Source organism: Burkholderia sp. AcTa6-5, from assembly GCF_017815075.1.
Classification (GTDB): Bacteria; Pseudomonadota; Gammaproteobacteria; order Burkholderiales; family Burkholderiaceae; genus Burkholderia; species Burkholderia sola.
Window position 1 is genome coordinate 196,604 of sequence record NZ_JAGIQE010000001.1, and the last position, 23,739, is coordinate 220,342.

The window sequence follows — 23,739 nt, forward strand, 5'->3', positions numbered from 1 at the left end:
GCCGCTCCGCCGTCAGCTTGGAAACGCTAACCACATGAATGGCGGGGCGATTAATCCGTCGCGCGCTCGATGAGCCTATACGATGTTTCGCTGACGAGGAGGCCATGGTCATGAACCGCTGGTTTCTTCCCACTGCGCCAGAAGCTCGGCCGGAATTGCCGTGACGACCTCAGCGTAAGGCTTGCCGACGAACCGCTCCGCACGCTTGAGCAATACGGGAATCGGGCTGCTGGGTTCGTGGGTCTCGAACCATGTTCGCGCCGTACGAATCAGAGTGAGCGCGGCCTGGCGGTCTGCGGGTGAGGATGTCGGTCGGGCCGTGATGTGGTCGTTGGCAGCAACCGTTTTGTCATTCGCCGGTTCTAGTTGCACCGACGCATCGCTCTCTGAGGATGCGTCGTGGACTCGAGCAGGATCGGGGGCTTCTTCCATCTGTTCGGGGGTGTTCGCCGACACCGTGACACTCAGCTTGCCGAGCAGCCGAGTGAGTGACGCCAGATCGGGCAGATATCCTTCGAGATGACGGGCGCACCACGCATCGACTGCAGCGAGATGCGCAATCGCATCATCGAAACCCGTCATCACCTCTGGCTGCACCGCGCGCACATCCAGCAACTGCTGCGTAACGGACTCGGGCGCGAGCGCATCGGCGGGGCGAGGGTGCGCAAAAGCACGCTCGACATCGCGCACCTGCAGTCGCGCCAGCGTCGACTTCGAAAGCACGATCTCGCGCACGTCTGCGAGCAGTCCTTCCGGATCGGCGAGGGCCTGTATCGCATTCATCCGTACTTCACTTGCGGCGCCGTGCCCACCGTCGATATCGGGCTGGGGATGGACGTGTTCGGCAAATGCATCGAGCCACGCGGCCAGCAGTTTCGTGCCATCCGCGAGACCTGCGGCACCGGCGAGCCGCGTGCGACACCGCGTATATAGCACGGCGACCCGAATGTCTTTCGTCCGCACCATGAGCCGTCGGCAGTCGCGCTCGAGCTCGCTCCAGTTGATGGGATCGGGTGCGCCGACGAACGCGCCGTACTGCACATCCTGCCTGGGCGCCGCACGCGCGAACAGCACGACGAAATCGTGGTCGTATTCGAGGTCGGGGCCGCAGGGCATGGAATCGCTCACGGGCGCGAGCCAGTCGCGATGCGGCGTGTCCTTCGCGGTACCTTGACCGGATACGGACCGTCGGGTTGATTGCTTTTTGCTCATGGTCGATTGTCGGATTCAGCCGTGCGCCGTTCGAAATGCCGTACGTAACGCTCGGGTTCGAACCGCATGCCGGTAATCGGCCGGTCGGGGTTCGGGCGGCCAAGCCACCCGGACCATCCGATGCGTTGGCGGCCGCCCATCACGGCCGGCGGCGCACTTTCGGGCTTGATGCGCAGTTCAAGTTCCCATTCCAGTTCGTAGCCGACGAATGCCCGCACCCATTCGACGAGGCGCGGCAGATCCTCGCCCTGCGGTGTGAAGCGCAAATACGCGTCGAGATCGATGGGGCCGATCACGATGCGGAACCGGTGCTGACGGTCCGGTGCCACGCGACCGAGCATCGCGGCTTGCCCCATCGTCGCGGCGGGGCCAGGCCGGCCCATGCGTCCCTGATCGGCCGCATCGATTGCGATCCAGTGGAACACGTGCTCGTCGATCGCGACCGGCACGCCGAAGTAGTGCTCGAGTGTGGCGCGCAGGCCGTCCGCGTCGCGCGACTCGCGGACGAGATGCGCGGACGCCGCCAATCGCGCGTGCGAGGGCAGGGGGCGCCGCGCGATTTCCGCGGTGTCGTGGCCCGTGAGGCTCGCAACGTAGAACGAAAACCGCTCGTCGTCTTTCCGGTCGAGGCCGGCTGTCGACTGTGCCGATGCCCACGCACGATAGAACAGCGTCAGGAACCGGTGATGGAAGATGTCGAAGAAGTCGACCGTCGTCGTGTCGCGACGGCTCTCTTCGCGTTCACGCGCCCATTCGGTCACATGGATCGGCAGGGGCCCGTTCGGACCGAGCATGCCGAGACCGAAGAGCCGTACCTTGAGCCGTCCCGCCGCTTCCTGGACGCTGGCGATTTCGCGCGGCGCGAAAGCGAGACTCGGTTGTTGTCCGAGCCGGAACGGCTCCGACCGTGGTCGGCGGGCAGTGCCGACGGGGTCGACCGCGGGATTCGCGCCGATGCGCCGCAGCAGTGACAGGAACCCGAAGCGCCACGGCTCCATTTGAAGACTCTCCAGCAGGTCGGGCGAGAGCGTGCTGTCGCGCACGAGTGCCGGCAAGGTAGCGCGTTCCATCACAGCACTCCGCGGGTCCCGGTGCGCACGGGCCAGCGTGCGATACGGCCGCGCTGCATCGAATGCAATTCGGTCTGAGTGAAGCTGTTGATCGATACATGCCGCGCCAGCCAGTGCTCGAGAATCGTACCGAACAGATAGGGGCTCACACCGGAGAAACCGGTCTCGTCGACCGTGACCGCACACTCGATGCCACGCCCGAACGTCATCGGGCCGGTGCCCGGCAGCTTGCGCGTGACCGCGCGAGTATTGACGCCGACGAGGCTTTCGATCTGCCGCAGCTGTTCATCGTTGTCGTTCGACACGGTCAGGCGCAGCAGGTCACGTATTCCCTGCCCCCCGTCACGATGATCGAGACCTTCGAGCGGCAGGTAGTTGAAGTTGAGCTGGCGGATCAGGCGCCACGCCATTTCTCGTTCCGCATACGGCGCTTTCGGCGGACTCGGCGGGCGAATGAGGCCAATACTTTCGACTGGCGTGGACGCGTCGGTTGTGAGGTCGCGCACGCCATTGCGCGGCACGAGCGTGGCGAGATCGCGGTTCGTCAGCAGCGCGGCGACCGACAGAAAACGAATGTTCTCGCCATAAGGCGCCTCGTTCTGATCGACCAGCGAGAGGAACACTTCGGTGCCGACGTAGGGCGTCCGTGTGCCGTAACGGCGCGCTGAATCCGACACGATCCGTCGTTCGCGCCGTGTCGAGAAATACCGGCCGTGATTGCCTTCGTCGTTGTTCAGTGTCTGATAGAGCGGACGGAATTCCAGTTCGTTCGAGGTTGCAGCGACCTGTCCATGCACGGTCTCGACCGAGAACACTTCGTAATCGAGCGGTGCGAGCCGGGCGGGCACCAGATGAGACTCGGTCTCGCGGGGAGAAATCTCGATGCGGTCGGTGTGCCGTTTGAAGAGATTGATGACGGGGGTGCAGAACAGCGCGAAACGCGACGCATCGACGAGGTTCGCGAGTTGGCCCGGCGCTCGGTCGAGCAGCACGACGATTTCGACCTCGCGACCGTTCACGCGAGACAGCCCTTGCGCCAGACCGTTGAGTGCGAAGAACCAGAATCGTGCGGGGCACGCGAAGTATTCGTGCAGCAGGTTATGGCCGTGAAACTTCGTCCAGGTCAGTGGCAGCAAGTTCTGATCGGTGCGCAAGCCCTCGTGTTCGATTGCGCCGTGCGTCACGGCGGCGGGAGCGCCCCCCGGTACGCCGAACTCGCCCGGCGCGGCAATCACGGACGCGACGCCGGCGACGTGCAGCAGCTCGAACAGGTGAGAGGCGACCTGTTCGTCGCCGGCCAGATACACGGGCAGCCGATCGAGCCCCTTCAGATCGGCGATGAGCATGTCGCCTGTCGTCGCCAGCCGCAGCCGTAATGCGCCGCGCACCTGTCGGTCGGGTGGAACATAGCGGTCGAGCGCCGGGATGTCGGGCGGAATGCCCGTCAGGCGCGCATCGGTGATCGTGAGCGGCCAGAGCGTGACGTCCTGGCCACTCGTAAACTGGCAGGCGGTTTTTTCGCCATCGGGAATCCGCGCCTTGAACGACGTGCCGCGCGCGATACGGTAGCCTGCGGCCAGATTGCCTTCGGCCTGGCCGGGATACAGGCGCGCGACCGCGATCGACGGCGTGGGCGCGACGTAATTCGGGTAGATCACTTCCAGTAGCCGCCCGGTGAAGCGCGGAAACTCCGCATCGAGCTTGAGCTGCATGCGCGCGGCCATGAAGCAGAACGACTCGATCAGGCGCTCGACGTAGGGGTCTGCCACTTCGCCGGCCTGCATGCCGAGCCGGCGCGCGATTTTCGGATGCGCCTGTGCGAACTCGGTGGCGAGTTCGCGCATGTAGACAAGTTCCTGGTTGTAATAGTCGAGTAGCCGCGGGTCCATAGGAAAGGTCTCGTTGTGTCGTTGTGCCGTGCCTACCCGGCGCGCATGCCGGTGATCTGGATCTCGCTCGTCTCGAGATCGAGCGAGCTCTGCACCATGAATTCGAGCGGATACGGATCCATGTGAACCAGGCCGCGCACGTCGAACGCGAGCACATTGTGATGACCGCTGGCGTCGTCACCTTGACGGGGCGACACCACCAGCGAATCGGCGATCAGCCGCGGCTCGAAATCGGTGATGGCCCGCCGGATCATCTGCTCGATGTCGTTCCATTGGCGCGACGCGAGAAAAGTGCCGGCGAGCGGCGGCACGCCGAAATTGACGGTGGACGCGGCCGCCTGCGGATAGTGCGCGCGCTCGATCTGGTCTTCGATGCTCGTCGTGTTCAGCAGATAGGCGAGATCGCGCTGGACGATATCGCGCATCTGCTTGCGCGTGACGGCGTATTCTTCGGGCGCTTCGACGAGTCGAAGCGGTGCGTCGTCCCGCAGCCGGTCCAGCAGGGTCGGCATCAGGCGCGCGTTTGCCTGCCTCGGTGGGCGGGGAACGGCCGAGTCGCCCCGCACTGGACGCTGTTTGCGCTCGGTCATCGCCCGATTCTCCGGTAGTGGTGGCCGCCACACACGAGCCAAATTACGCGCGGGCCAGCTCGAAGAGACCGAAATCCCCGCGATTCGTTGTTCGGGGCGTGACTGGACGGCTCTGCGGCTGCAAATGGCATCTTCATGCTTCGCTCTCGCGTACAGGCGCGGACAGCGGGCTGTCGACCGACAGCGCGTGATGCTCACGCCGGGTGAGCGCGGGCGGCAGAGGCGGTGCGCGGTGCGCTTGCGCCGCATGGAATTCGGCCGGCGCAAAGAGGCGTAACACTTCCGGAACGGATTCGACTTCCAGATCGGGCATCAAACTCTGCTCCAGCTGTCCGAACGCGTCCTCGAGATTGTGTTTGCCAGATAGCAGCACTTCGATGGAACCAGCGCTGGCTGGATTTGCCGGTGTCAGCTGTACGTCGTGCAAATCGGGCATCACTGACGCGACAGGCGTCGCAGGGGAGTCGAGCTGTTCGCGCCATGAGTCGGACAGGGCGGTGTGCGGGTCCGTTAGCGCGCGCCAGTACTGCGCGTGAAGCGTTTCGACGAGGTCGTCGGTGCGTTCAGGGGCCGGCGTCGCAAGCGATCCGCCGCCGAGCTTCTCGCGGACGCCGTTTCCGCTGATACCGTGGCTGCCAATCAGATCAAGGATCGACTGACCGCGGCCAGCGAGACCCGACGATTCGAACGGGAGTGCGGCTGCGCCGTCCTCCTGCTTGTCGGGACCGCGCGGCGCGTTACGCAACTCGGGCTCGGCAAGCGAGGTGTCGAGTCGACGGTGCCACGGCAAGCGGAATGAGCGCATGGAAGAGTCAGTGATGGCGGATTGCGCATTTTACTCATGGATGTACGTAATTGGACGATTTTAAATGGGCCGATCAATTTGAAAATATTATCGAGATGAAATCTCAAAATGATAAATTCATGTGATGCATGGATTACGCGCGTCGAATATTGGGATAGTTGGGGTTGGCGGGTGATTGTAAAAAATTTCGTTCACGTTTAATTTCGTATTTTATCAATTTAATCAATTGGTTAGTGGGTTTGTCATTTGGGTGGTTGCCTCTCTCGTTCGGTACGTGGGACGAACGCGGAATAGCTTTGATTGGCTGGGTGCTTGCCCGTTTGAGTGGATTGACGGCGGAGAAAGTTAATTGAAATAATGTTCGGCCTGAGAGGCTTGCACATTATTTATGTGCGAAATGCGGCAGCAGGCCAATGCCGCATGAACAGGATTCCTGATCGCTCCGGCCAGAGCCGGGAAAATATCGAATCAACAACAAGAAGGTTCGCATGACGATTTCACGCCAGGCGCTGTTCGGCAAGCTCGGGGTTCAGCTCTACCGCAGCATCGAATCGGCGACACGGTTCTGCAAGCTGCGCGGTAATCCGTACGTGGAGCTCGTCCACTGGTTGCATCAGCTGCTGCAGCAATCCGACAGTGACCTGCATCGCATCGTGCGGCACGCTGGCATCGATCGCGACGCACTGGATCGGGATTTCGCAACCGCGTTGGCCGCGCTGCCGGCCGGTGCCAGTTCGATCGGCGATTTCTCGTGGCACATCGAGACGGCGATCGAACGCGCGTGGGTGCTCGCGACGCTGAGTCACGGCGATCGGCGAGTGCGCGGCGCATGGCTCGTCGCTGCGCTTGTTTCGACCCCCGAGTTGCGGCGCGTTCTGCTGTCAATCTCTGTCGCGTTCAGCAAGATTCCTGTCGACGGGCTGGGCGACAAATTGCCCGCATGGATCGACGGCTCGCCGGAAGCCGCCGATGCGCCATACGATCACAGCGACTTTTCGGCGGCAACGCCGGGCGAAGCGTCCGGTGCAATTCCGGTCGTATCGAAGGGCGGTTCGCTCGACCAGTACTGCGCAGACCTGACAGCGCGCGCTCGCGCGGGCGAGATCGATCCGGTCATCGGCCGTGAACTCGAGATTCGCACGATGATCGACGTCCTGTTGCGCCGTCGGCAGAACAACCCGCTGATAACGGGGGAGGCCGGCGTCGGCAAGACGGCCGTCGTGGAAGGGCTTGCCCGGGCAATTGCATCGGGCGATGTGCCGCCGAAGCTGGCCGACGTGCGACTGCTGTCGCTCGACGTTGGCGCATTGCTCGCTGGCGCCAGCATGAAAGGGGAGTTCGAAGCGCGCCTCAAAGGGCTGCTCGAAGCCGCTGCAAAATCCCCGGCGCCGGTGATCCTCTTCATCGACGAGATTCACACGCTGATCGGCGCGGGCGGTCAGGCGGGTACGGGCGATGCCGCCAATCTGCTGAAGCCCGCGCTTGCGCGTGGCACGATCCGTACGATCGGCGCGACGACCTGGGCGGAGTACAAACGCCACATCGAGAAAGATCCGGCGCTTACCCGACGCTTCCAGGTGCTGCAGGTCGCGGAGCCGTCCGAGGCTGCCGCGGTCGATATGGTACGCGGGCTCGTGCAAACGTTTTCGCGGCATCATGGTGTCGTGGTGCTCGACGAAGCGATCCGCGCGGCGGTGACGCTCTCGCACCGTTACATTCCGTCGCGTCAGCTGCCGGACAAGGCCATCAGCCTGCTTGACACCGCCTGCGCGCGTGTGTCGCTGTCGCAGCATGCTGCGCCGCGTGAACTGGACGATGTGCGCCAGCGCTTCGCGGCCGCACGTGCCGAGGAAGCGTTGCTGGTGCAGGAAGCCCGTATCGGCCTGGATACCGACAGGGCGCTGACGGCCGTGCGCGCGCGCATCGATACGTTGGCGAGCGAAGAGTCGGCAATCGAACATCGCTGGCGCGCTCAGGCGGCTGCCGCACAGGCGCTGCTCGCCGCACGCGAAGCCATTGAACCCCACGACGGCGAAACCCCGCAGGACGATGCGGCAGCGCTTCCGAAGCTGCGCGAACTCGAACGCGCGCTCGCGGCGCTGCAAGACGATGCGCCGCTCGTCTTTCCCGAAGTCGACGAGGCGATCGTCGCGGCAATCGTGTCCGACTGGACCGGCATCCCTGTCGGCCGGATGTTGACCGACGAGGTCGCCGCGGTGCGCACGTTGCCCGACACGCTCGAGGCACGCGTGATCGGCCAGGCCGATGCGCTGCGTCAAATTGGCGAACGTGTGCAGACTGCACGCGCAGGTCTCACGGATCCGAAGAAACCACTCGGGGTGTTTCTGCTCGCCGGCCCCTCTGGCGTCGGCAAGACGGAAACCGCGCTGGCGCTCGCCGAAGCGCTGTACGGTGGTGAACAGAATCTGATCACGATCAACATGAGCGAGTATCAGGAGGCACACACCGTCTCGGGCCTGAAGGGCGCGCCCCCGGGTTATGTCGGCTACGGCGAGGGCGGAGTGCTGACCGAGGCGGTGCGCCGCCGTCCGTATTCGGTGGTACTGCTCGACGAGATCGAGAAGGCCCACCGCGACGTGCACGAGATGTTCTTCCAGGTATTCGACAAGGGCTACATGGAAGACGGCGACGGCCGCTATATCGATTTCCGCAATACGACGATCCTGCTCACGAGCAACGTCGGTTCCGAACTGAGCACGAGTCTTTGCGCCGATCCGTCGCTTGCGCCGGATCAGGACGGCCTGCGGGCAACACTGATGCCTGAACTCCTGAACACATTCCCGGCGGCATTCCTCGGGCGCGTGACCGTCGTGCCCTACCGGCCACTTGCCGACGGTGCGCTCGCCAGCATCGTCCGCCTGCATCTGGGCCGGGTCGTCAAGCGTATGGCCGACGGCCATGAAATCGCGCTGACGTACGACGACGCGGTCGTCGATTACATCGTCGGCCGCTGTCTCGTGCAGGAAACCGGCGCACGCGTGTTGATCGGATTCATCGAGCAGTACGTGCTGCCCCGCTTGTCGTCGCTGTGGCTCGAGGCCTTCGAGGCGAAGCAGACCCTGTCGCGTATTTCGATCGGCGTGGTCGATCCGTCCGGCGCACCGGGGCAGGCCCTCGCGTTCGACGCTACCGCCCTTCATTCAGACGAGCCGGTTCGCTGAGCTCGCCGTCCCACCACCACTGTTCAGGAGTTTCATTCATGGCCGCTTCCAGCAGTTCGCAGAAATTCATTGCGCGCAACCGTGCGCCGCGTGTGCAAATCGAGTACGACGTCGAGGTCTACGGCTCGGAGAAGAAGGTCGAGCTGCCGTTCGTGATGGGCGTGCTCGCCGATCTGTCGGGCAAGCATCCGGCCGAGCCGCTGCCAGCGGTATCGGACCGGCGCTTTCTCGAAATCGACATCGACAATTTCGACGAGCGCATGAAGGCGATCCGGCCGCGTGTCGCGTTCGCCGTGCCGAATACGCTGACGGGCGACGGGCAGATGATGGTCGACATGACCTTCGAGAGCATGGAGGATTTTTCGCCTGCCGCGATCGCGCGCAAGGTCGAGCCGCTGCGCCAACTGCTTCAAGCGCGCACGCAGCTCGCCAATCTGCAGACCTACATGGACGGCAAGTCGGGTGCCGAGGCGCTCGTCACGCAGCTGCTTCAGGACCCGGCGCTGCTCAAGTCGCTGGCCGCGGCGCCGAAGCCCGAGCGCCATGCGGACGAAACCGCCGCACAAGACGGCGCGAACTGACCGACGAACCGATAAAGGATGACCATCATGGCGAAACAGGAAGCACGGGGCGCAGTGGCGCAGACGAATACCGAATCCGATTTCACTCAGCTGCTGGAGCGCGAATTCCGACCCAAGACCGACGACGCGCGCGAAGCCGTCGAACTGGCCGTTCAGACGCTCGCCGAGCAGGCGCTGGCTCAGACGGCAACGATCAGCGACGATGCGTACAAGAGCATCGCGGCGATCATCGCGCAGATCGATCACAAGCTCTCCGAGCAGATCAACCTGATTCTGCACCACGACGATTACCAGGCGCTCGAATCCGCGTGGCGTGGCCTGAATCACCTCGTGTCGAACACCGAAACCGACGAGCATCTGAAAATTCGCTTCATGGATGTCTCGAAAGCCGAGCTGCATCGCACGATGCGTCGCTACAAGGGCTTGGCCTGGGATCAGAGCCCGCTTTTCAAACAGATCTACGAAGAGGAATATGGTCAGCTCGGCGGCGAACCGTACGGGTGTCTCGTCGCAGACTACTACTTCGACCATACGCCACCGGACGTCGACCTGCTCGGCTCGATTGCGAAGGTCTCGGCTGCCGCACACACGCCGTTCATCACCGGTGCCGCACCGTCAGTTTTGCAGATGGAGTCGTGGCAGGAGCTCGCGAACCCGCGTGACCTGACGAAGATTTTCACGCAGAACCTCGAATACACCGCGTGGAACTCGATGCGCAACACCGAAGATGCGCGCTATGTGGGGCTTGCAATGCCGCGATTCCTCGCGCGCTTGCCGTATGGCGCGAAGACCAACCCGGTCGACGAATTCGATTTCGAGGAAGACACGAACGGTTCGGACCATGGGCGCTATGGCTGGGCGAACGCGGCGTACGCGATGGGCGTCAACGTCAACCGCTCGTTCAAGCAGTACGGCTGGTGCTCGCTGATTCGCGGTGTCGAATCGGGCGGCACGGTCGAGAACCTGCCGACCCACACGTTCCCGACCGACGATGGCGGCGTCGACATGAAGTGCCCGACCGAAATCGCGATCTCGGACCGACGCGAGGCCGAGCTGTCGAAGAACGGCTTCATTCCGCTCGTGCACCGCAAGAACACCGATCACGCGACGTTCATCGGCGCCCAATCGCTGCAGAAGCCGGCCGAGTATCACGATGCGGACGCGACGGCCAACGCGAACCTGTCCGCGCGCCTGCCGTACCTGTTCGCGTGCTCGCGGTTCGCGCACTACCTGAAGTGCATCGTGCGCGACAAGATCGGCGCGTTCAAGGAGCGCGAGGACATGCAGCGCTGGCTGAACGAATGGATCATGCATTACGTCGACGCCGATCCGACCAACTCGTCGCAGGAGACGAAGGCGCGCCGGCCGCTTGCGGCCGCTGAAGTGGTGGTCGAGGAGGTCGAGGGAAACCCTGGCTACTACAACTCCAAATTCTTCCTGCGTCCGCACTTCCAGCTCGAAGGGCTGACCGTCTCGCTGCGGCTCGTGACGAAGCTGCCGTCGATCAAGGAAGCGGCTTAACCATCCGGTAGGTCCAGCAGGGGCGGACATCGAACGCCTTTGGTGGACGATGATCGCCCGGTTTCAAATCATTTAATAAGAGGAGTACTACGCATGGCACAAGACATTTTCCTGAAGATCGACGGCATCAACGGTGAATCGCTCGACGACAAGCACAAGGACGAAATCGAAGTTCTGACCTGGGAGTGGGACATCCAGCAGGAATCGACGATGCACGCCGGTAGCGGCGGCGGCGCCGGCAAGGCCACCGTCAAGGACCTGACGTTCGAGCACAACATCGACCGCGCCAGCCCGAACCTGATGAAGTACGCGCTCACGGGCAAGCACATCGACCAGGCAACGCTGGTGATGCGCAAGGCCGGCGGCAACCCGCTCGAATACCTGAAGCTCACGATGAGCGACGTGATCGTCACGCGCGTGAAGCCGTCGGGCAGCAAGAACGACGCGGAAAAGAGCCGTGAATCGGTGTCGCTGTCGTTCGCGAAGGTCAAGCAGGAGTACGTCGTGCAGAACGCGCAGGGCGGCAGCGGTGGCGCCGTGACCGCGAGCTTCGACATCAAGGGCAACAAGGAAGCGTAATCGCATCGATGCCTCGCAACCGGTGCAGGGGAATCGTCTCCGTCGGTTGTGGGGCGTCCCACATTGGGAATAAGGGTTCATAGCTGCATGCGCTCGATACCGACCGTCGCCACACTTGTCTGCGCGCTCGCGCTTTCCGCTTGCGCAAGCAGTGGCGAGCCGAAGCAGAAGGAGCCGATTCGGCTCGATATGCGCGTGAACGCGCTGCCCGATGTCAATCCGGACGACCGGGGAAGGGCTGCGCCGATCGTCGTGCGCGTTTACGAACTGAAGAACGACGGTGCCTTCGAGGCAGCCGACTTTTTCACGCTGCAGACCCAGGACAAAACGGTGCTGGCCGACGACGTGGTGAAACGCGACGAGTTGCAGTTGCGCCCTGGCGAGCACCGGACGTTCGTGCGCCGGCCCGATCCGGCCACGAAGGCCATCGGCGTGATCGCGGCTTATCGCGACTTGCCGAATGCGGTGTGGCGAGCAGTTTATGTGATGCCGACCGCACCGGACAAGGCGTGGTACCGCCTTTTCACGCCGAAGCTGAAACTGACCATCGATCTCGAGGCCAAGGCCGTCAAGATCACGGAAGCGAAAAAATGAAACACGTCGCGCAACAAAACGGACGGCACGCATGAGCTGGTACGCCAAGGTCGCCTGGCAGGAAGGGCTGTTCTTCCGCCCGCAGCTGTTCCAGCAGCAGGACCGCTATTTCGAGAAATACGCGCATCAGCGTGCGGCGCCGCTGTCGCCGTTCTTTTTCGGCTTCACGCACTACGCGCTCGACCATGAAGCGCTGGCGCTCGGCAAGGTGGTCGTCAAGTCGGCGGCCGGGGTGTTCGCCGACGGCACGCCGTTCGATGCGCCGGGCAACACGCCGTTGCCGCCGCCGTTGACGATTCGGCAGGAGCATCTGGATCAGGTCATCTATCTGGCCGTGCCTGTCCGGTTGCCGAATTGCGAGGAGACCACCTTCGACAACACACCCGATTCGCTCGCACGTTATCAGGTGTTCGACACGGAGCTGCGTGACACGAACTCGATCGGCCTTGCGCCCGAATCGGTGCAACTGTCGAACTTGCGAGTGCGCCTGCTGCCTGAAAAGGAGTTGGGCGATGCATGGATCGGTCTCGCACTCACGTGCGTGAAGACGATTCGCGCGGATGGCAGCATCGCGCTCGACGACACGCTTGTGCCGCCCGTATCCGGTTACGGCGCGAGCGATCTGCTCACGAGTTGGGTGACAAAGATTCATGATCTCGCGCGCTTGCGCGCGAATGCGCTGGCGCAGCGCCTGGCCGGAACCGATGACACCACCGCGAGCGCGGCGACTGTTACCGATTACCTGCTGTTGCAGATTCTCAACCGCTACGAGCCGCTGCTTCAGCATCTGCTGCGGGTGCCGGCGACATCGCCATCGGACGTATACGCGCTGCTGATCGGCATGGCTGGCGAGTTGTCGACGCATCTGCGCACCGATACGCGCCGTCCGCTCGAAACGCATCCGATGTATCAGCATACGACGCCGCATGTGTGCCTGAAGCCGGTTGTCGACGACACGCATCGGCTGCTCAACGCCGTGCTGGTGCGCAGCGCGCAGAGCATCGCGCTCGAGGATCGCGGTCACGGCATGCGCAACGCGGTGGTCGATCCGGTCGACATGCAAGGGTTCACCGCGCTGGTGCTGGCCGTGCATGCGGCAATGCCTGCGGATGCGCTGAAGCAGCAGTTTCTCGCGCAGGCGAAGGCGGGGCCGTCGGACAAGCTGCCGAGCCTCGTGCGCAGTCACTTGCCGGGTATTGGCCTCGAAGCGTTGCCGGTGCCCCCGCGGCAGATTCCATTCAACGCGGGCTACATCTATTACGAATTGACTCAGGGCGGGCCGCTTTGGGAGGAAGTCGTGCGGCATGGCGGCGTTGCGTTGCATGTCGCGGGGGAGTTTCCGTTGTTGAGGCTTGAGTTGTGGGGCGTGCGCGCGTAGTCAGCGACCGTTAATTTTTGGATAAATCTCGTATATGCGCAATATTTTTCTCTTGAAAAGAAGTATTCCGGCGTTGATTTTGTCGGTTCTCGCAAGCGGGGTGTTGGCAGCGTCAGACTCGATGATCAGGCTCTGTCAGGACGAAGATTGTCGGATGCCGTTGGTAAGCGAACCTTATAAATGGATGACGATCGGCGGGCGGACTCTGATCGGTGGGGTGACTGATGAGAACGGTAACGCTCGCGTCGTTTCCGAATCCGACGCGACGGAGTATGTGCTTGAAACTGTCAATCGTCGCCTGGACTATTACGTTGAGCCGCGATGCTGGAACGCCGACTTCGAACGTTGCGTCAAGATGAATGATTCGAGACATATTGACGGTTTCGATGCGCCAGAATCGCGCAAGAGGCGTGGGCAGGAAGCTGCGATCGAAGAAGCCGAGAAGAACCAAATAGTCCAGACGCAGCTGAGTATTTATAGAGAAATAGCGGAAAATAATGACGATCCACTGGCGTGGCTTGGGCCGTTGCCGAAAGAATGGCCGCAAGACGATGTGCGCTTGCGCTGGAGCAGACTCACGGATCGCATATCAGAGGATGTCGTCGTGTTTGCCGAATCGGGCGATTCATTCGAGAATTTTCGTTGCAAAACACCTGCGGAATTTGGCGCAGTTCCGGACAAAAGCGCCGTGGAGAATTTCATGGCCGAGTCTGGCTCTGGCAAGGTGAATGACGCTACGTGGGACGGTGTCATGCTGGCGGCCCGAAAGGGCAATTGGCAGGCTCGATGGTTCGTATATGCGAAGTACAGAGATGTTATCCGTCGCGGAAACAATCTTGCATTGTTTTACCGAGTGCTGCAATTGAAGGAATGGTTGGTGTCTCACCAGATAGGTCCGGTCTATTTGGAATTCTCGAATGATTTGGCTGCGACTGGTCTGGGGGGCAGGTTCTCTGGATCTATGTCGCCAGAAATTCTTCTGGCTGCTCAGCGAGGTAGCTATACGGCAATGTCGAAGGTGGGGCATTCGCTCGAGCACGACGAATCGCCTGACCTTAAAAGGATAGGAAAAGCTATGGTCGCTTGTGCGAAGTCCGTCGTGCCGGAAGCGATGCGATGAAAGGCAGTAGATAAAGAAATTCGAGGCTGGGCTAGACAGTTGACCTGCGCGGTGGTGCGGGCGTTGGCGCCAGTGGCAACGAAGAGACCCGCATAGTTATAGCTCGTCGGTGAATCAAGTGATTCAATGGAGATGCCGGAATGGCTTTATTTGATGTGAGCCGGACATTGTCGGTTTCCGGTGCTGCGCTACCGCTGTGCGGCGGGCAGTCGATCCTGACGCCCGTAAAACTCACTGGTGACGAAACCATTGGAGAACTGTTCGAGTACACGCTTGAGTTGAAAACACCGGATTCACTCGGGTTTTCGCAGAGCGTCGCGGCGAACGTCGAACTCGACGAGCTGATCGGCACGGAAGTGACCGTATCGATTCAGCTCGAGGGCAAGGGCCGCTTCATCCCCGGCTTGGCCGGCAATGCTGGCATGGCCAATCTCGGTGCGGGCGCACGCGAGATCACCGGTATCGTCAGCCACGCGACGATCGTGCGCGAGGATGGTAGTTCGATCGTGTATGCGCTCACACTGCGGCCGTGGCTCTGGCATGCAACCAAGAATTGCGACTGTCGTATCTTCCAGGGCATGTCCGTGATCGAGATCACTGATGCGGTGCTCTCGTCCTATCCGTTCCCGGTCGAAAAACGGCTCACGACACCGCGGCCGAACAAGGCATGGCCCAAGCGGGACATTCAACGCCAGCACCTCGAAAGCGACTGGGTGTTCCTGCAGCGTCTGTGGGAAGAGTGGGGTATCTACTACTTCTTCGAGCATAGCGAAGGCAAGCATCGGCTCGTGCTATGTGACTCGATGGGCGCGCTCAAACCGCTTGGTGACGCTTATGTTGCGCTTCGCTACGAGCCGCCGACTGGTCGGCGGCTTGACGAGGAGCACATTCAGGATTTCTCGGTCTCCCATGCGCTGACCACAGGTGCGGTGACGAGCGTCGACTACGACTATACGTTGCCGCGTGCGGATCTGAAGGTGACGCGCGAAGATCCTCGCGACACGGGGCTCGCCCACCAGGAGCAATACACATGGGGCGATTACGCGCAGCCGCAAGCTGGTGCGGCTGGACTCTCGGGCGATCACAACGAGCCGCGCACGGAAGCGGAGTACCTGACGCTGGTGCAGATGGAGGCTTGGCGTTGTCAGGGGTTGAGGGCTTACGGCAAAGGCAACCTGCGTGGCGTGGTGACCGGCCAGACATTCGTGCTGTCGCACTATCCGCAGGATGCGGCGAATCGCGAGTATGCGGTGATCTCCTGCAAGCTGACGATCGAGGAGATTGGCGAAGCGTCGGGTTCCGGCCAGCGATACAGTTGCGAAGCTGATTTTACGGTGCAGCCGACCAATGAGCCATTCCGGTTGCTGCGTACGATTGCGAAGCCGCGCATGACGGGCGTTGAATATGCCATCGTGACGTGTCCGGAAAATCAGGAAATCTGGACCGATGCCTATGGCCGGGTGAAGCTCCAGTTTCTGTGGGACCGGCTTGGCAATAACGACGAGCGTTCAAGTTGCTGGGTGCGCGTGGCCGGCGCGTGGCATGGCGATCAGTTCGGCGGAATTTTTCTACCGCGCCGAGGCCATGAGGTCGAAGTCGCTTTCGTCAATGGCGATCCGGACTTGCCGATCATCATGGGGAGTGCGGCCAATGCATTCAACATGCCGCCGTTCGCATTGCCGGAGAATCAGGCACTGGCCGGCTATCGCAGCAGGGAGATCGGCGGTCGTCGGGCGAATACGCTCGCCTTCGACGATACGAACGGAAAAATTCAGGCGCACCTGTCGAGTGACGAAGGCGCCTCGCAGTTGAATCTGGGGTATATCACGCGCATTGCCGGGAATGCGGGGCGGCAGGATGAGCGTGGTCGGGGCTTCGAATTAGTAACGAGCCTGTGGGGCGTGGTGCGCTCGGCGATGGGAATGCTGATTACGACCGAGGCACGGCTGGATACGCAGGGGCGTGCCAAGGATATGGGTGAGACGGTCCAGCGACTCACGGACGCGCGCGACACCCATGAACGTTTGACTGAGCTGGCTCAGCAAAACTTTGCGCAGGACGCGAACGGCGATCAAAGTGAGATAGCGGCCGCGTTGAGCGTTCAGAACGATGCGATACGAGGTGGAGCAACGTCAGACGATGCCCCGTTTCCGGAGTTTGTCGAGCCACACCTGACGCTTGCCAGTCCGGCCGGCATCCAGACAACAACAGCGCGTAGCACGCACGTCGCAAGCGGTGAGCACTTGGCGTTGACGACGGGCGAACATCTTGGCATTGCGACTGGACGATCGCTGTTTGCAACCGTCAAGGAAAAATTGCGGATATTTGTCTACGAGGCGGGGATCAAACTTATTGCCGGCGCTGGCTCAATCGACATCGAAGCCCTCAAGGACGCCATTAACCTGATGGCGAAAATCAGGATCCGGCAGACCGCGACGCGGATTGAAATCTGGGCCGAAGAGGAACTATCGCTACGTGGCGGGAAGAGCTTCATCACGCTCAATCATTCCGGTATTACCAACGGCACGCCGGGACAGTGGCAGTCCTATGCCGCAACTCACCAGATGCCGGGACCGAAAAGTTCGCCGGCAGATGTGCCGGCCGCCGAACTAAAGGTCTGTGAGCTGAGTACGGTCAAAGCGGCGGCTCAGCATGCGGCGATCGTGCCGCTTTCGTGAGGGACGCATGCAAAGCTACTCACTTTCCGATGCAATGTCGGTCAGTACGCATCTGCTCGCTGATCGTCTCCTCATTCAGGATTGGGCGGAAGATTTGCCTTGGCATGATGTCATGCCTGACTGGCTTGCAAATGAACGCCATTTGCTCCCGGCAGTGCTTCGCCTCAAGGAGCTTGATGATACCCAGCGTGAACGGGTCGAGCAGTATCTGATCAGTGACTCTGCAGAGGTCGGGGCGGCGATGTTGATCTGCAGCGAATTGAGTGCCGAGGCCCAAGCGCGTCAATTGGCTCGCCACGTCGTCATCACATTGGACGATGACTCGCGTGCGCTGCTGCGCTTTGCAGACCCTGCCGTGTTCGTTCATCTGCTGTGGGTGTTGCCACTTCCGCATCTTGCCTCGCTTTGCGACGGCGCGAGTCGCTGGTGGCTGCCCTTTCAGGGCCTCTGGTATGAACTCGAGTTCAGCGGCAGACCGGAAGCCCGGTGGAGCAAGCTCGACGAGTTCCAATCGATTGCGTTGACCAACGTGGGGCTGGTCAATGATGCGCTCGCGACAATGCCGGAACCCCTAGACATAAAGAGGATGTGGCGCCGCAGTCAGGAGATAAATCAATGGCTGGGCGTGGCTCAGAGCGAGTTCGGTCTGGTGAATGCGCACGACTGCGTGGCTTTTGCGCGGCACGGTTACCTTCTCGGCCGCGGTTTCAGCAACCACCCGAAGCTGGTGCCTCATCTCCGAGATGCGGTCGCAACGCCCGGACTCTACGCACAAGCGACGGCATTGTTCTCGGAGAAAGAATGGAACAACTTGATCGCAGACATCGAACGGATTAACCAGAAGCAGGAGGCACCGTGACCAACGCAAGTTCTTCATCGACATCATTGGCTAAGGCAAAAGAGACTGCATTGGGCGACTGCGAGTTTTGCCGAAAATCAGGCCTTGCAATTCTCCCGATTCGCGCAGCAGTCATGCATCCCGATTCTGGCGCACCAAAGCTGCCTGACAATCTGCATCCCGTTGATAGTGATGGGGGAAAGAATCTTCCGTTGAAAGGAGCGGCCGCCTATACGGGCCGGACATTGCGCAGTGGCTTCCTATACGTGTACGACGAACGCGGGGTGTGGGAGAAGTACTGGATTACCAAGCATGGCTATCTGATGAAGGTGCCGGTGGGCGTGCCGTTGAATGGTGCTTATGCCGTGGGCCGTGAACCTTGCGACAAGACAGGGCATCGGGAAATCGCGGCCTGCATTACGGTAAAAAACCCAACTAGCGCGAGGCGAATCTGGGTTGGCTATTCCGATGCGGAATGGACGATGCGCGTGCTTCAACTCCATCAGGACGAGGGGTATCGTAGTCGCCACATGCGCGTATTCGATGTGAAAAAGTGGATGGGAAACCGTAAGGCATCTCATGCCGAGACCTTGAACGACGTGGCATCCGTTGTGGCGGAGTATTCGCCGAAAGCGAAGGTCGAAACCTTTGCCTTTTCACCCTATGGGTTCAACTCTCGGGCGTCGACAACAGACGGCCTGTTGCGCGCCGCCTCGTCACTGGGGCCCCAACCTGCTGCCATGCTGGTCGTAGATGATCCAGCAAGCATGGCTGCAGAAATCGGCGCTCGAACCATCGAGCTTCATGACAGCTTTATGGCCGTTGCCGACCGATCGAGAAAACTGAGCGTCTCTACCGCAATTCTGAGCCTTCAGGGTGCAGTCGCCGATCGGGCGGAGATGAATGAGATTGTGGCGGGCGACGAACTTGAGGAAGACGGACATTACGTTCCGGATGGGCTTGGGCGTATCACTTACGTGGCCAATCCACCGAAACTTCCTGATACCACGGTGGCGGATCTACGCAAAGTTTCATCGAAATCGTGGGCGAAGTATGCGCTCGACTACGACGAAGATGCGCGTGGTAAATGGCAGGGTGAGTTCAACAAAGAGTATGGTCGGTTCCGCGACGAGACGCTGCATCCGTTGGCAGCGTCTCACGTTCAGTGGATGACAAGCAACCAGATGCGGAACTATCTGGAGTGCACACACGACGACACTTCGGCCGACGTTGGGCTCGTCTACGCTCGCATTCTCACCGCGTGCATCCAAGGCACGGAGCAATTCAAGCCTTGCGCGCAGTTGTATGGGCGCTGGCTTAACGGCGTGATTTCCGATGACAAGAATATCGTGTTGCGCGGCATCGTTCTGAATCTTGAAAGCAACAAGAGGAAATTTTCGGAAAGCCTCAAGCCAGAGGTCACGTGGCAGGCTGTCGGCTGGGACGGTCTGATGCTGGCGTTCAACAATTCCATCGATGGTGTAGCCAAGCAGGCGCCGGAGGTGCTGGGTAAATTGCTGGCATCGCTCGGCGGGTCGATCACCCAGGTGCTGCAAAGTGCGGCGGATGGGCCGGTTCGTCATGCCCTGGTCGCGTGCGGCGTGATTAGCGGCCGAGCGGTCGTGCCGGTCGCGTTGACTGGCTCGTACAAGACATATCGCGCGTCGCTTATCCGTCAACTCTTGCAATCATCGGGCAGTAAGGATATTGGCAAAAATGCTCTCCAGAGAGAGGTGTCGCTCGCCTTGCGCCGTCTCCAGATTCGGGGGGAGCCGATGAGTACGGTCGTCTCGTCGAAGTTCCTGGTGATGATCGACGAGGAGTCGATCAAAGGCATGCCAAAAGGACGGAGCAAGACCGAACAGGCCAAATGGCTCGCGAACTCAATTCGTTCCGCCGAGGAGATCGAGAGACTGAATCTGTCGGCTTGGCGGGAACGGATCAATCTGTCGCAGAGGGTAGCAACCGCGGGTAAAGCGATACCGTTTGTCGGCAACATGCTAGCGGGACTATTTCAGTGGGCTGCATATCAAAAGGTGTCGAAAGATCTGGCGGGTTCGATGAAAGGCGACATGCTGGAGAGTCAGTTCCGGTTGGGCAGCGCAGTGATCGCGTTGGGCTCCACGGTGGCCGACTCCATAGCGAGGGCTGCTGGCAGTTTGGCTGAGACGACTTTGCTAAGAGGGCGTGCCGTGATGTTGGAGGTCGTCGGACGTGTGTTCGGGGTTGTATCGAAAGGTCTGGGAATCTTGGCTGCTGGAATTAACGCATTTTGGGATGGGAAGAATGCGTTTGAAGCTTATCAGCAGAAAAACTTCGCGCTATCGGGAGCACTTTTTGTTTCGGCGTTTTCGGGAATGGCTGCCGCACTCCTGATCGCAGTCGGTTCTGTACTTTGGTCGATTTTTGCGATTTTGGTTTTCGTTGGATCGGGCGTGATTGCCACATTTCTGCAGGACGACAAGATCGACAAGTGGCTGAAGCGTTGCTACTGGGGAGTCTTGGACGCGAAAGACCGCTATCAAAATGTAGATGCTGAAATGAGCGACTTGGTGATCGCGACTGGGGGGTGACATGGACTACACGGGACTTTATGCGAAGAAATACCGTATCAATCGAAAACTGACTGATGAGGAGAGGTCCAATCGGCTCTGTCAAGGAATGTCGCTCGATATTTCACCGTTCTACAACATTTCCGTGGTCAGAATGAATTCGACGTATCTCGAATGTGTTGATCGTTGGTTTATTCATCGGGGATTCATGACGGCTATATGTCTGTATTTTTTTTCAATAACTGCGAGCGTGATTGCAATGCCGTTGTACATGCTCTCGCCGGTGCATTTAATTCCGAAAATATCGGATTTTAGTTTCATGTTTTTTGCTCTTCCTTTTGTGGCTCCATTGTGGCTGCTCCTTATGTGGGGGCTGTTCAAGGAGTCATTTGGGTTGACACATTTTCCAATTAGATTTAATTATAGAAATCGTATGGTGTATATTTTTAAGCCGAATGGTTCGATTTTGAAAGCGAAATGGAGTGATATATTTTTTACCCTTGGGCGTTGTGAGCGAATGGCTGGTCGGCAAAATTGGGATATTCGCGGCCATATACTCGATGCAGATGGAGAAACGGTACGAGAGACATTCGCTCTGCCCGGCGACACAATGCTAGCGGATCAGTTGAAGCACAGTTGGGAGTTCATCCGGCGATACATGGAGGAAGGTCCGGCCTCGGTCTATCGCGACGTCTACTGGTGCCACGATATTGCAGAGCGGCGTGAAAAATACAGGGTTGGCCTCAGGTACATGTTCTTTTCGCTAAATGGTCAGCCTATCGGCCAGATATTGCTCTCTCCCGTTTTCTTTGTGGCGTCGTTGGGCCGATGGTTCGCGATGCGCACGAGCAAGATTCCGGTATGGCCTGCTGAAATTGAGGCTGCGTGCCAGGTGGATCCTTTTGATCCGTATCTTCGTGATGCGTCGCGCAACCCCGAGAAAATTCCGATGGAGCCGATGTGAAGTGGCAGCTTGACTTAGAAGGCACTATCTAGATTCGGAAACAAAATGCGCGGCCTAGTGACTGCAAGCGAGAACTGACATGGACTACACGGGACTCTATGCAAAAAAATATCGCGTCAATCGAAAGCTGACAGATGAGGAGCGATCCAATCAATTTCGCCAAAAGATGCGAATCGATATTCTGCCGTTTTATAACATCTCAGTTGTGAAAATTAATTCAACATATCTGGAGTATGTTGATCGATGGTTTATTTATAGGGGGGCGATGACGGCTGTCTGTTTAATTGGTGTGATGGTCCCGATTTATTCATTTTTTATTCCGCTTATTTTGACGGTTGGGGTGGAGTTTTTGGGGCTGTTGATCTTTTTGGGGGTATCTATCCCGTACTGGATGCTGATGATATGGCTGCTTTTGAAAGAGTCATTTTCATGGACGCATTTCCCGATAAGATTTAATTATAAAAATAGAATGGTGTATGTGTTCCGGCGAAATGGAACGGTGATGGAAGCTAAGTGGGACGATATATTTTTCACTCTCGGTCGTTGTGAACGAATGGCCGGTTGGCAAAATTGGGATGTTCGCGCCCATGTACTCGACATGGATGGAGAAACGGTCCGAGAGACATTTGCTTTGCCCGGCGACACGATGTTGGTGGATCAGTTGAAGCACGGCTGGGAATTCATCCGTCGATACATGGAGGAAGGCCCGGCTTCGGTCTATCGCGATGTCTACTGGTGCCACGATATTGCCAAGCGACGTGAAAAATATAAGGTCGGTCTCAGGTATATGTTCTTTTCGCTGAATGGTCAACCTATCGGACAGATATTGCTTTCTCCTGTTTTCTTTGTGGGATCGCTGGGACGATGGTTCGCGATGCGTACAAGCAAGATTCCGGAATGGCCGACGGAAATTGAGGCTGCGTGCCAGGTAGATTTTTTTGATCCGTATCTGCGCGATGCGTCACGCAATCCGGAGAAAATTCCAATGGAACCTGTTTGAAAATGTTTGATTGATGCGTTGTGACTGGAAACTGAAATTGGCTACACGGGATTCTGCTCAAGGAAGTGCCTCGTCAACTGCAGGTCGCCTTCAGGGTGGGAAAATACATCATGAGAGTTTGGCTGTGCTTTGCGTTGCTTTTCATTGTGCTCGGTTGCAATCTGAATGATTCTTCCCATGCTTCCGATCTCAATTCATATCGATCATCCGTATTGAGTGAAATTTATGAGGAAACTGAGAATGTCACCCCGGAGAACGATGATTCGATGTCCATTCTCAGGGTGCAATCAATACGTGAAAACGAGTCGATGTCAGGAAAAGGCCATGTTGCAGGATGGCAGTACGGACCGGCGCTTATCCGGTTAGATGGTTCTGCAAGTATCGAATTGCCTCCCGGATACCGCTATCTTCCGCCAGGTAAGGCTGCTCGATCACTTTCTCCAGGAAAGCGAGGCGAGAGCGTTGGCAAAATCGATACGCTACATGCATCGATCGGCCCTGAGGACGGAAGTTGGACGGCACAACTCGTTGTGAAAAGGCCGGGATATATCCCGGCGAACGAATTTATAAACGATAATGCCACGTTTGATCTTGAAAGTGTGAGGCTGGTAATACGAGAAAATGAAACCGGCAAGATGCCATTCCACGTCGTCTCCGACGTCTTTTGGGTTGATCATCCGTCATGGGATGCATCCCGTCACCGGGTCGATTGGGCATATATGGTTTTCCCATTCCTCGATGGAAGCCTTGACGTGAACAAAGTAGGCGAGCCAGCACTGCAGGCTATTGGGCGACCCGAGCCTAAAACGTACTACAACAGTCTGACACTTGGTCGACGCGATATGGTCATGCTGCGTACCACCGCCATAGACGAGACAGCAACTCGTGATATGGCTGTTGTCGCTGAATTGGCCCTGCGCGGCAGATTTCCAGATCAATTTCGTGCATTGGCCGATGGCATTAGATTCGATAGTGACGAAAGCTATGCGGATCATCGTGCGGGAGACAGGAGAGCCAAATTTAAATTGAGCGAGTTCATTTCCGGGGAGGCTCTAAGAGCAGCGCCGAGCTTATTTGACAGATGCAGCTGGCTGGCCAGTCCACGACTCTTGCTTGGATATTCATTGTTGCTCATGTTGCTTCTGCGATTGCGATGGCCGCGAGCCAAGAAATCCCGATAACGATG

General features: G+C 59.3%; 18 protein-coding genes. 13 read left to right on the top strand and 5 right to left on the bottom strand.

The window, feature by feature from the left end:
• Positions 1 to 108 precede the first annotated feature (108 nt).
• From J8I33_RS00795 to J8I33_RS00815, 5 genes are all read right to left on the bottom strand, one after another.
• Complete coding sequence (locus J8I33_RS00795) at positions 109 to 1,212, bottom strand: type VI secretion system ImpA family N-terminal domain-containing protein (protein WP_209928403.1); 1,104 nt, start codon at positions 1,210 to 1,212, stop codon at positions 109 to 111.
• Positions 1,209 to 2,282 carry a type VI secretion system baseplate subunit TssG gene (gene tssG / locus J8I33_RS00800; protein WP_209932611.1) on the bottom strand — a complete coding sequence of 358 codons (1,074 nt, stop codon included), beginning with the start codon at positions 2,280 to 2,282 and terminating at the stop codon, positions 1,209 to 1,211. The genes J8I33_RS00795 and tssG overlap by 4 nt, the downstream gene beginning before the upstream one ends.
• Positions 2,282 to 4,171, bottom strand: coding sequence for a type VI secretion system baseplate subunit TssF (tssF, locus tag J8I33_RS00805; protein ID WP_124680966.1), 1,890 nt, complete (start codon positions 4,169 to 4,171; stop codon positions 2,282 to 2,284). The genes tssG and tssF overlap by 1 nt, the downstream gene beginning before the upstream one ends.
• A 32-nt stretch (positions 4,172 to 4,203) precedes the next feature.
• Positions 4,204 to 4,761, bottom strand: a complete 558-nt coding sequence (gene tssE / locus J8I33_RS00810; RefSeq protein WP_209928407.1) for a type VI secretion system baseplate subunit TssE — start codon at positions 4,759 to 4,761, stop codon at positions 4,204 to 4,206.
• Between the two features lie 133 nt (positions 4,762 to 4,894).
• Complete coding sequence (locus J8I33_RS00815; RefSeq protein ID WP_050012738.1) at positions 4,895 to 5,566, bottom strand: TagK domain-containing protein; 672 nt, start codon at positions 5,564 to 5,566, stop codon at positions 4,895 to 4,897.
• A gap of 488 nt (positions 5,567 to 6,054) precedes the next feature.
• Here J8I33_RS00815 and tssH point away from each other — a divergent pair, with 488 nt between their 5' ends.
• The 13 genes from tssH (at position 6,055) to J8I33_RS00880 (ending at position 23,734) form a co-directional block, all read left to right on the top strand.
• Positions 6,055 to 8,748, top strand: a complete 2,694-nt coding sequence (tssH, locus tag J8I33_RS00820) for a type VI secretion system ATPase TssH (RefSeq protein ID WP_209932613.1) — start codon at positions 6,055 to 6,057, stop codon at positions 8,746 to 8,748.
• Positions 8,749 to 8,786: 38 nt separating this feature from the next.
• Complete coding sequence (gene tssB, locus J8I33_RS00825; protein ID WP_050012736.1) at positions 8,787 to 9,329, top strand: type VI secretion system contractile sheath small subunit; 543 nt, start codon at positions 8,787 to 8,789, stop codon at positions 9,327 to 9,329.
• A 27-nt stretch (positions 9,330 to 9,356) separates the two neighbouring features.
• Positions 9,357 to 10,850: a type VI secretion system contractile sheath large subunit gene (tssC, locus tag J8I33_RS00830; RefSeq protein ID WP_124639598.1), complete on the top strand. Its 1,494-nt coding sequence runs from the start codon at positions 9,357 to 9,359 to the stop codon at positions 10,848 to 10,850.
• A 93-nt stretch (positions 10,851 to 10,943) separates the two neighbouring features.
• Entirely contained in the window at positions 10,944 to 11,429 is a 486-nt protein-coding gene (locus J8I33_RS00835) for an Hcp family type VI secretion system effector (protein WP_050012734.1), read from the top strand.
• Between the two features lie 87 nt (positions 11,430 to 11,516).
• On the top strand, positions 11,517 to 12,023 hold the full coding sequence (gene tssJ, locus J8I33_RS00840) for a type VI secretion system lipoprotein TssJ (protein ID WP_209932615.1): 507 nt from the start codon (positions 11,517 to 11,519) through the stop codon (positions 12,021 to 12,023).
• 31 nt (positions 12,024 to 12,054) lie between these two features.
• The gene (gene tssK / locus J8I33_RS00845) at positions 12,055 to 13,401 is read left to right on the top strand and encodes a type VI secretion system baseplate subunit TssK (protein ID WP_209928416.1); all 1,347 of its coding nucleotides are present in this window, start codon (positions 12,055 to 12,057) and stop codon (positions 13,399 to 13,401) included.
• 34 nt (positions 13,402 to 13,435) lie between these two features.
• On the top strand, positions 13,436 to 14,521 hold the full coding sequence (locus tag J8I33_RS00850; RefSeq protein WP_209928419.1) for a hypothetical protein: 1,086 nt from the start codon (positions 13,436 to 13,438) through the stop codon (positions 14,519 to 14,521).
• Between the two features lie 140 nt (positions 14,522 to 14,661).
• Positions 14,662 to 17,199, top strand: coding sequence for a type VI secretion system Vgr family protein (tssI, locus tag J8I33_RS00855; protein WP_209932617.1), 2,538 nt, complete (start codon positions 14,662 to 14,664; stop codon positions 17,197 to 17,199).
• A 7-nt stretch (positions 17,200 to 17,206) separates the two neighbouring features.
• Positions 17,207 to 18,058 carry a DUF4123 domain-containing protein gene (locus J8I33_RS00860; RefSeq protein ID WP_124554903.1) on the top strand — a complete coding sequence of 284 codons (852 nt, stop codon included), beginning with the start codon at positions 17,207 to 17,209 and terminating at the stop codon, positions 18,056 to 18,058.
• Positions 18,055 to 20,610, top strand: a complete 2,556-nt coding sequence (locus J8I33_RS00865) for a T6SS effector BTH_I2691 family protein (protein WP_209932619.1) — start codon at positions 18,055 to 18,057, stop codon at positions 20,608 to 20,610. The genes J8I33_RS00860 and J8I33_RS00865 overlap by 4 nt, the downstream gene beginning before the upstream one ends.
• Before the next feature lies 1 nt (position 20,611).
• Positions 20,612 to 21,553, top strand: a complete 942-nt coding sequence (locus tag J8I33_RS00870; RefSeq protein WP_209928427.1) for a DUF6708 domain-containing protein — start codon at positions 20,612 to 20,614, stop codon at positions 21,551 to 21,553.
• 79 nt (positions 21,554 to 21,632) lie between these two features.
• Positions 21,633 to 22,553 carry a DUF6708 domain-containing protein gene (locus J8I33_RS00875; RefSeq protein ID WP_209932622.1) on the top strand — a complete coding sequence of 307 codons (921 nt, stop codon included), beginning with the start codon at positions 21,633 to 21,635 and terminating at the stop codon, positions 22,551 to 22,553.
• 110 nt (positions 22,554 to 22,663) lie between these two features.
• Positions 22,664 to 23,734 (top strand): DUF2167 domain-containing protein, encoded by a 1,071-nt coding sequence (locus tag J8I33_RS00880; RefSeq protein ID WP_209928434.1) that lies wholly within the window; start codon positions 22,664 to 22,666, stop codon positions 23,732 to 23,734.
• The last annotated feature ends 5 nt before the right edge of the window (positions 23,735 to 23,739 follow it).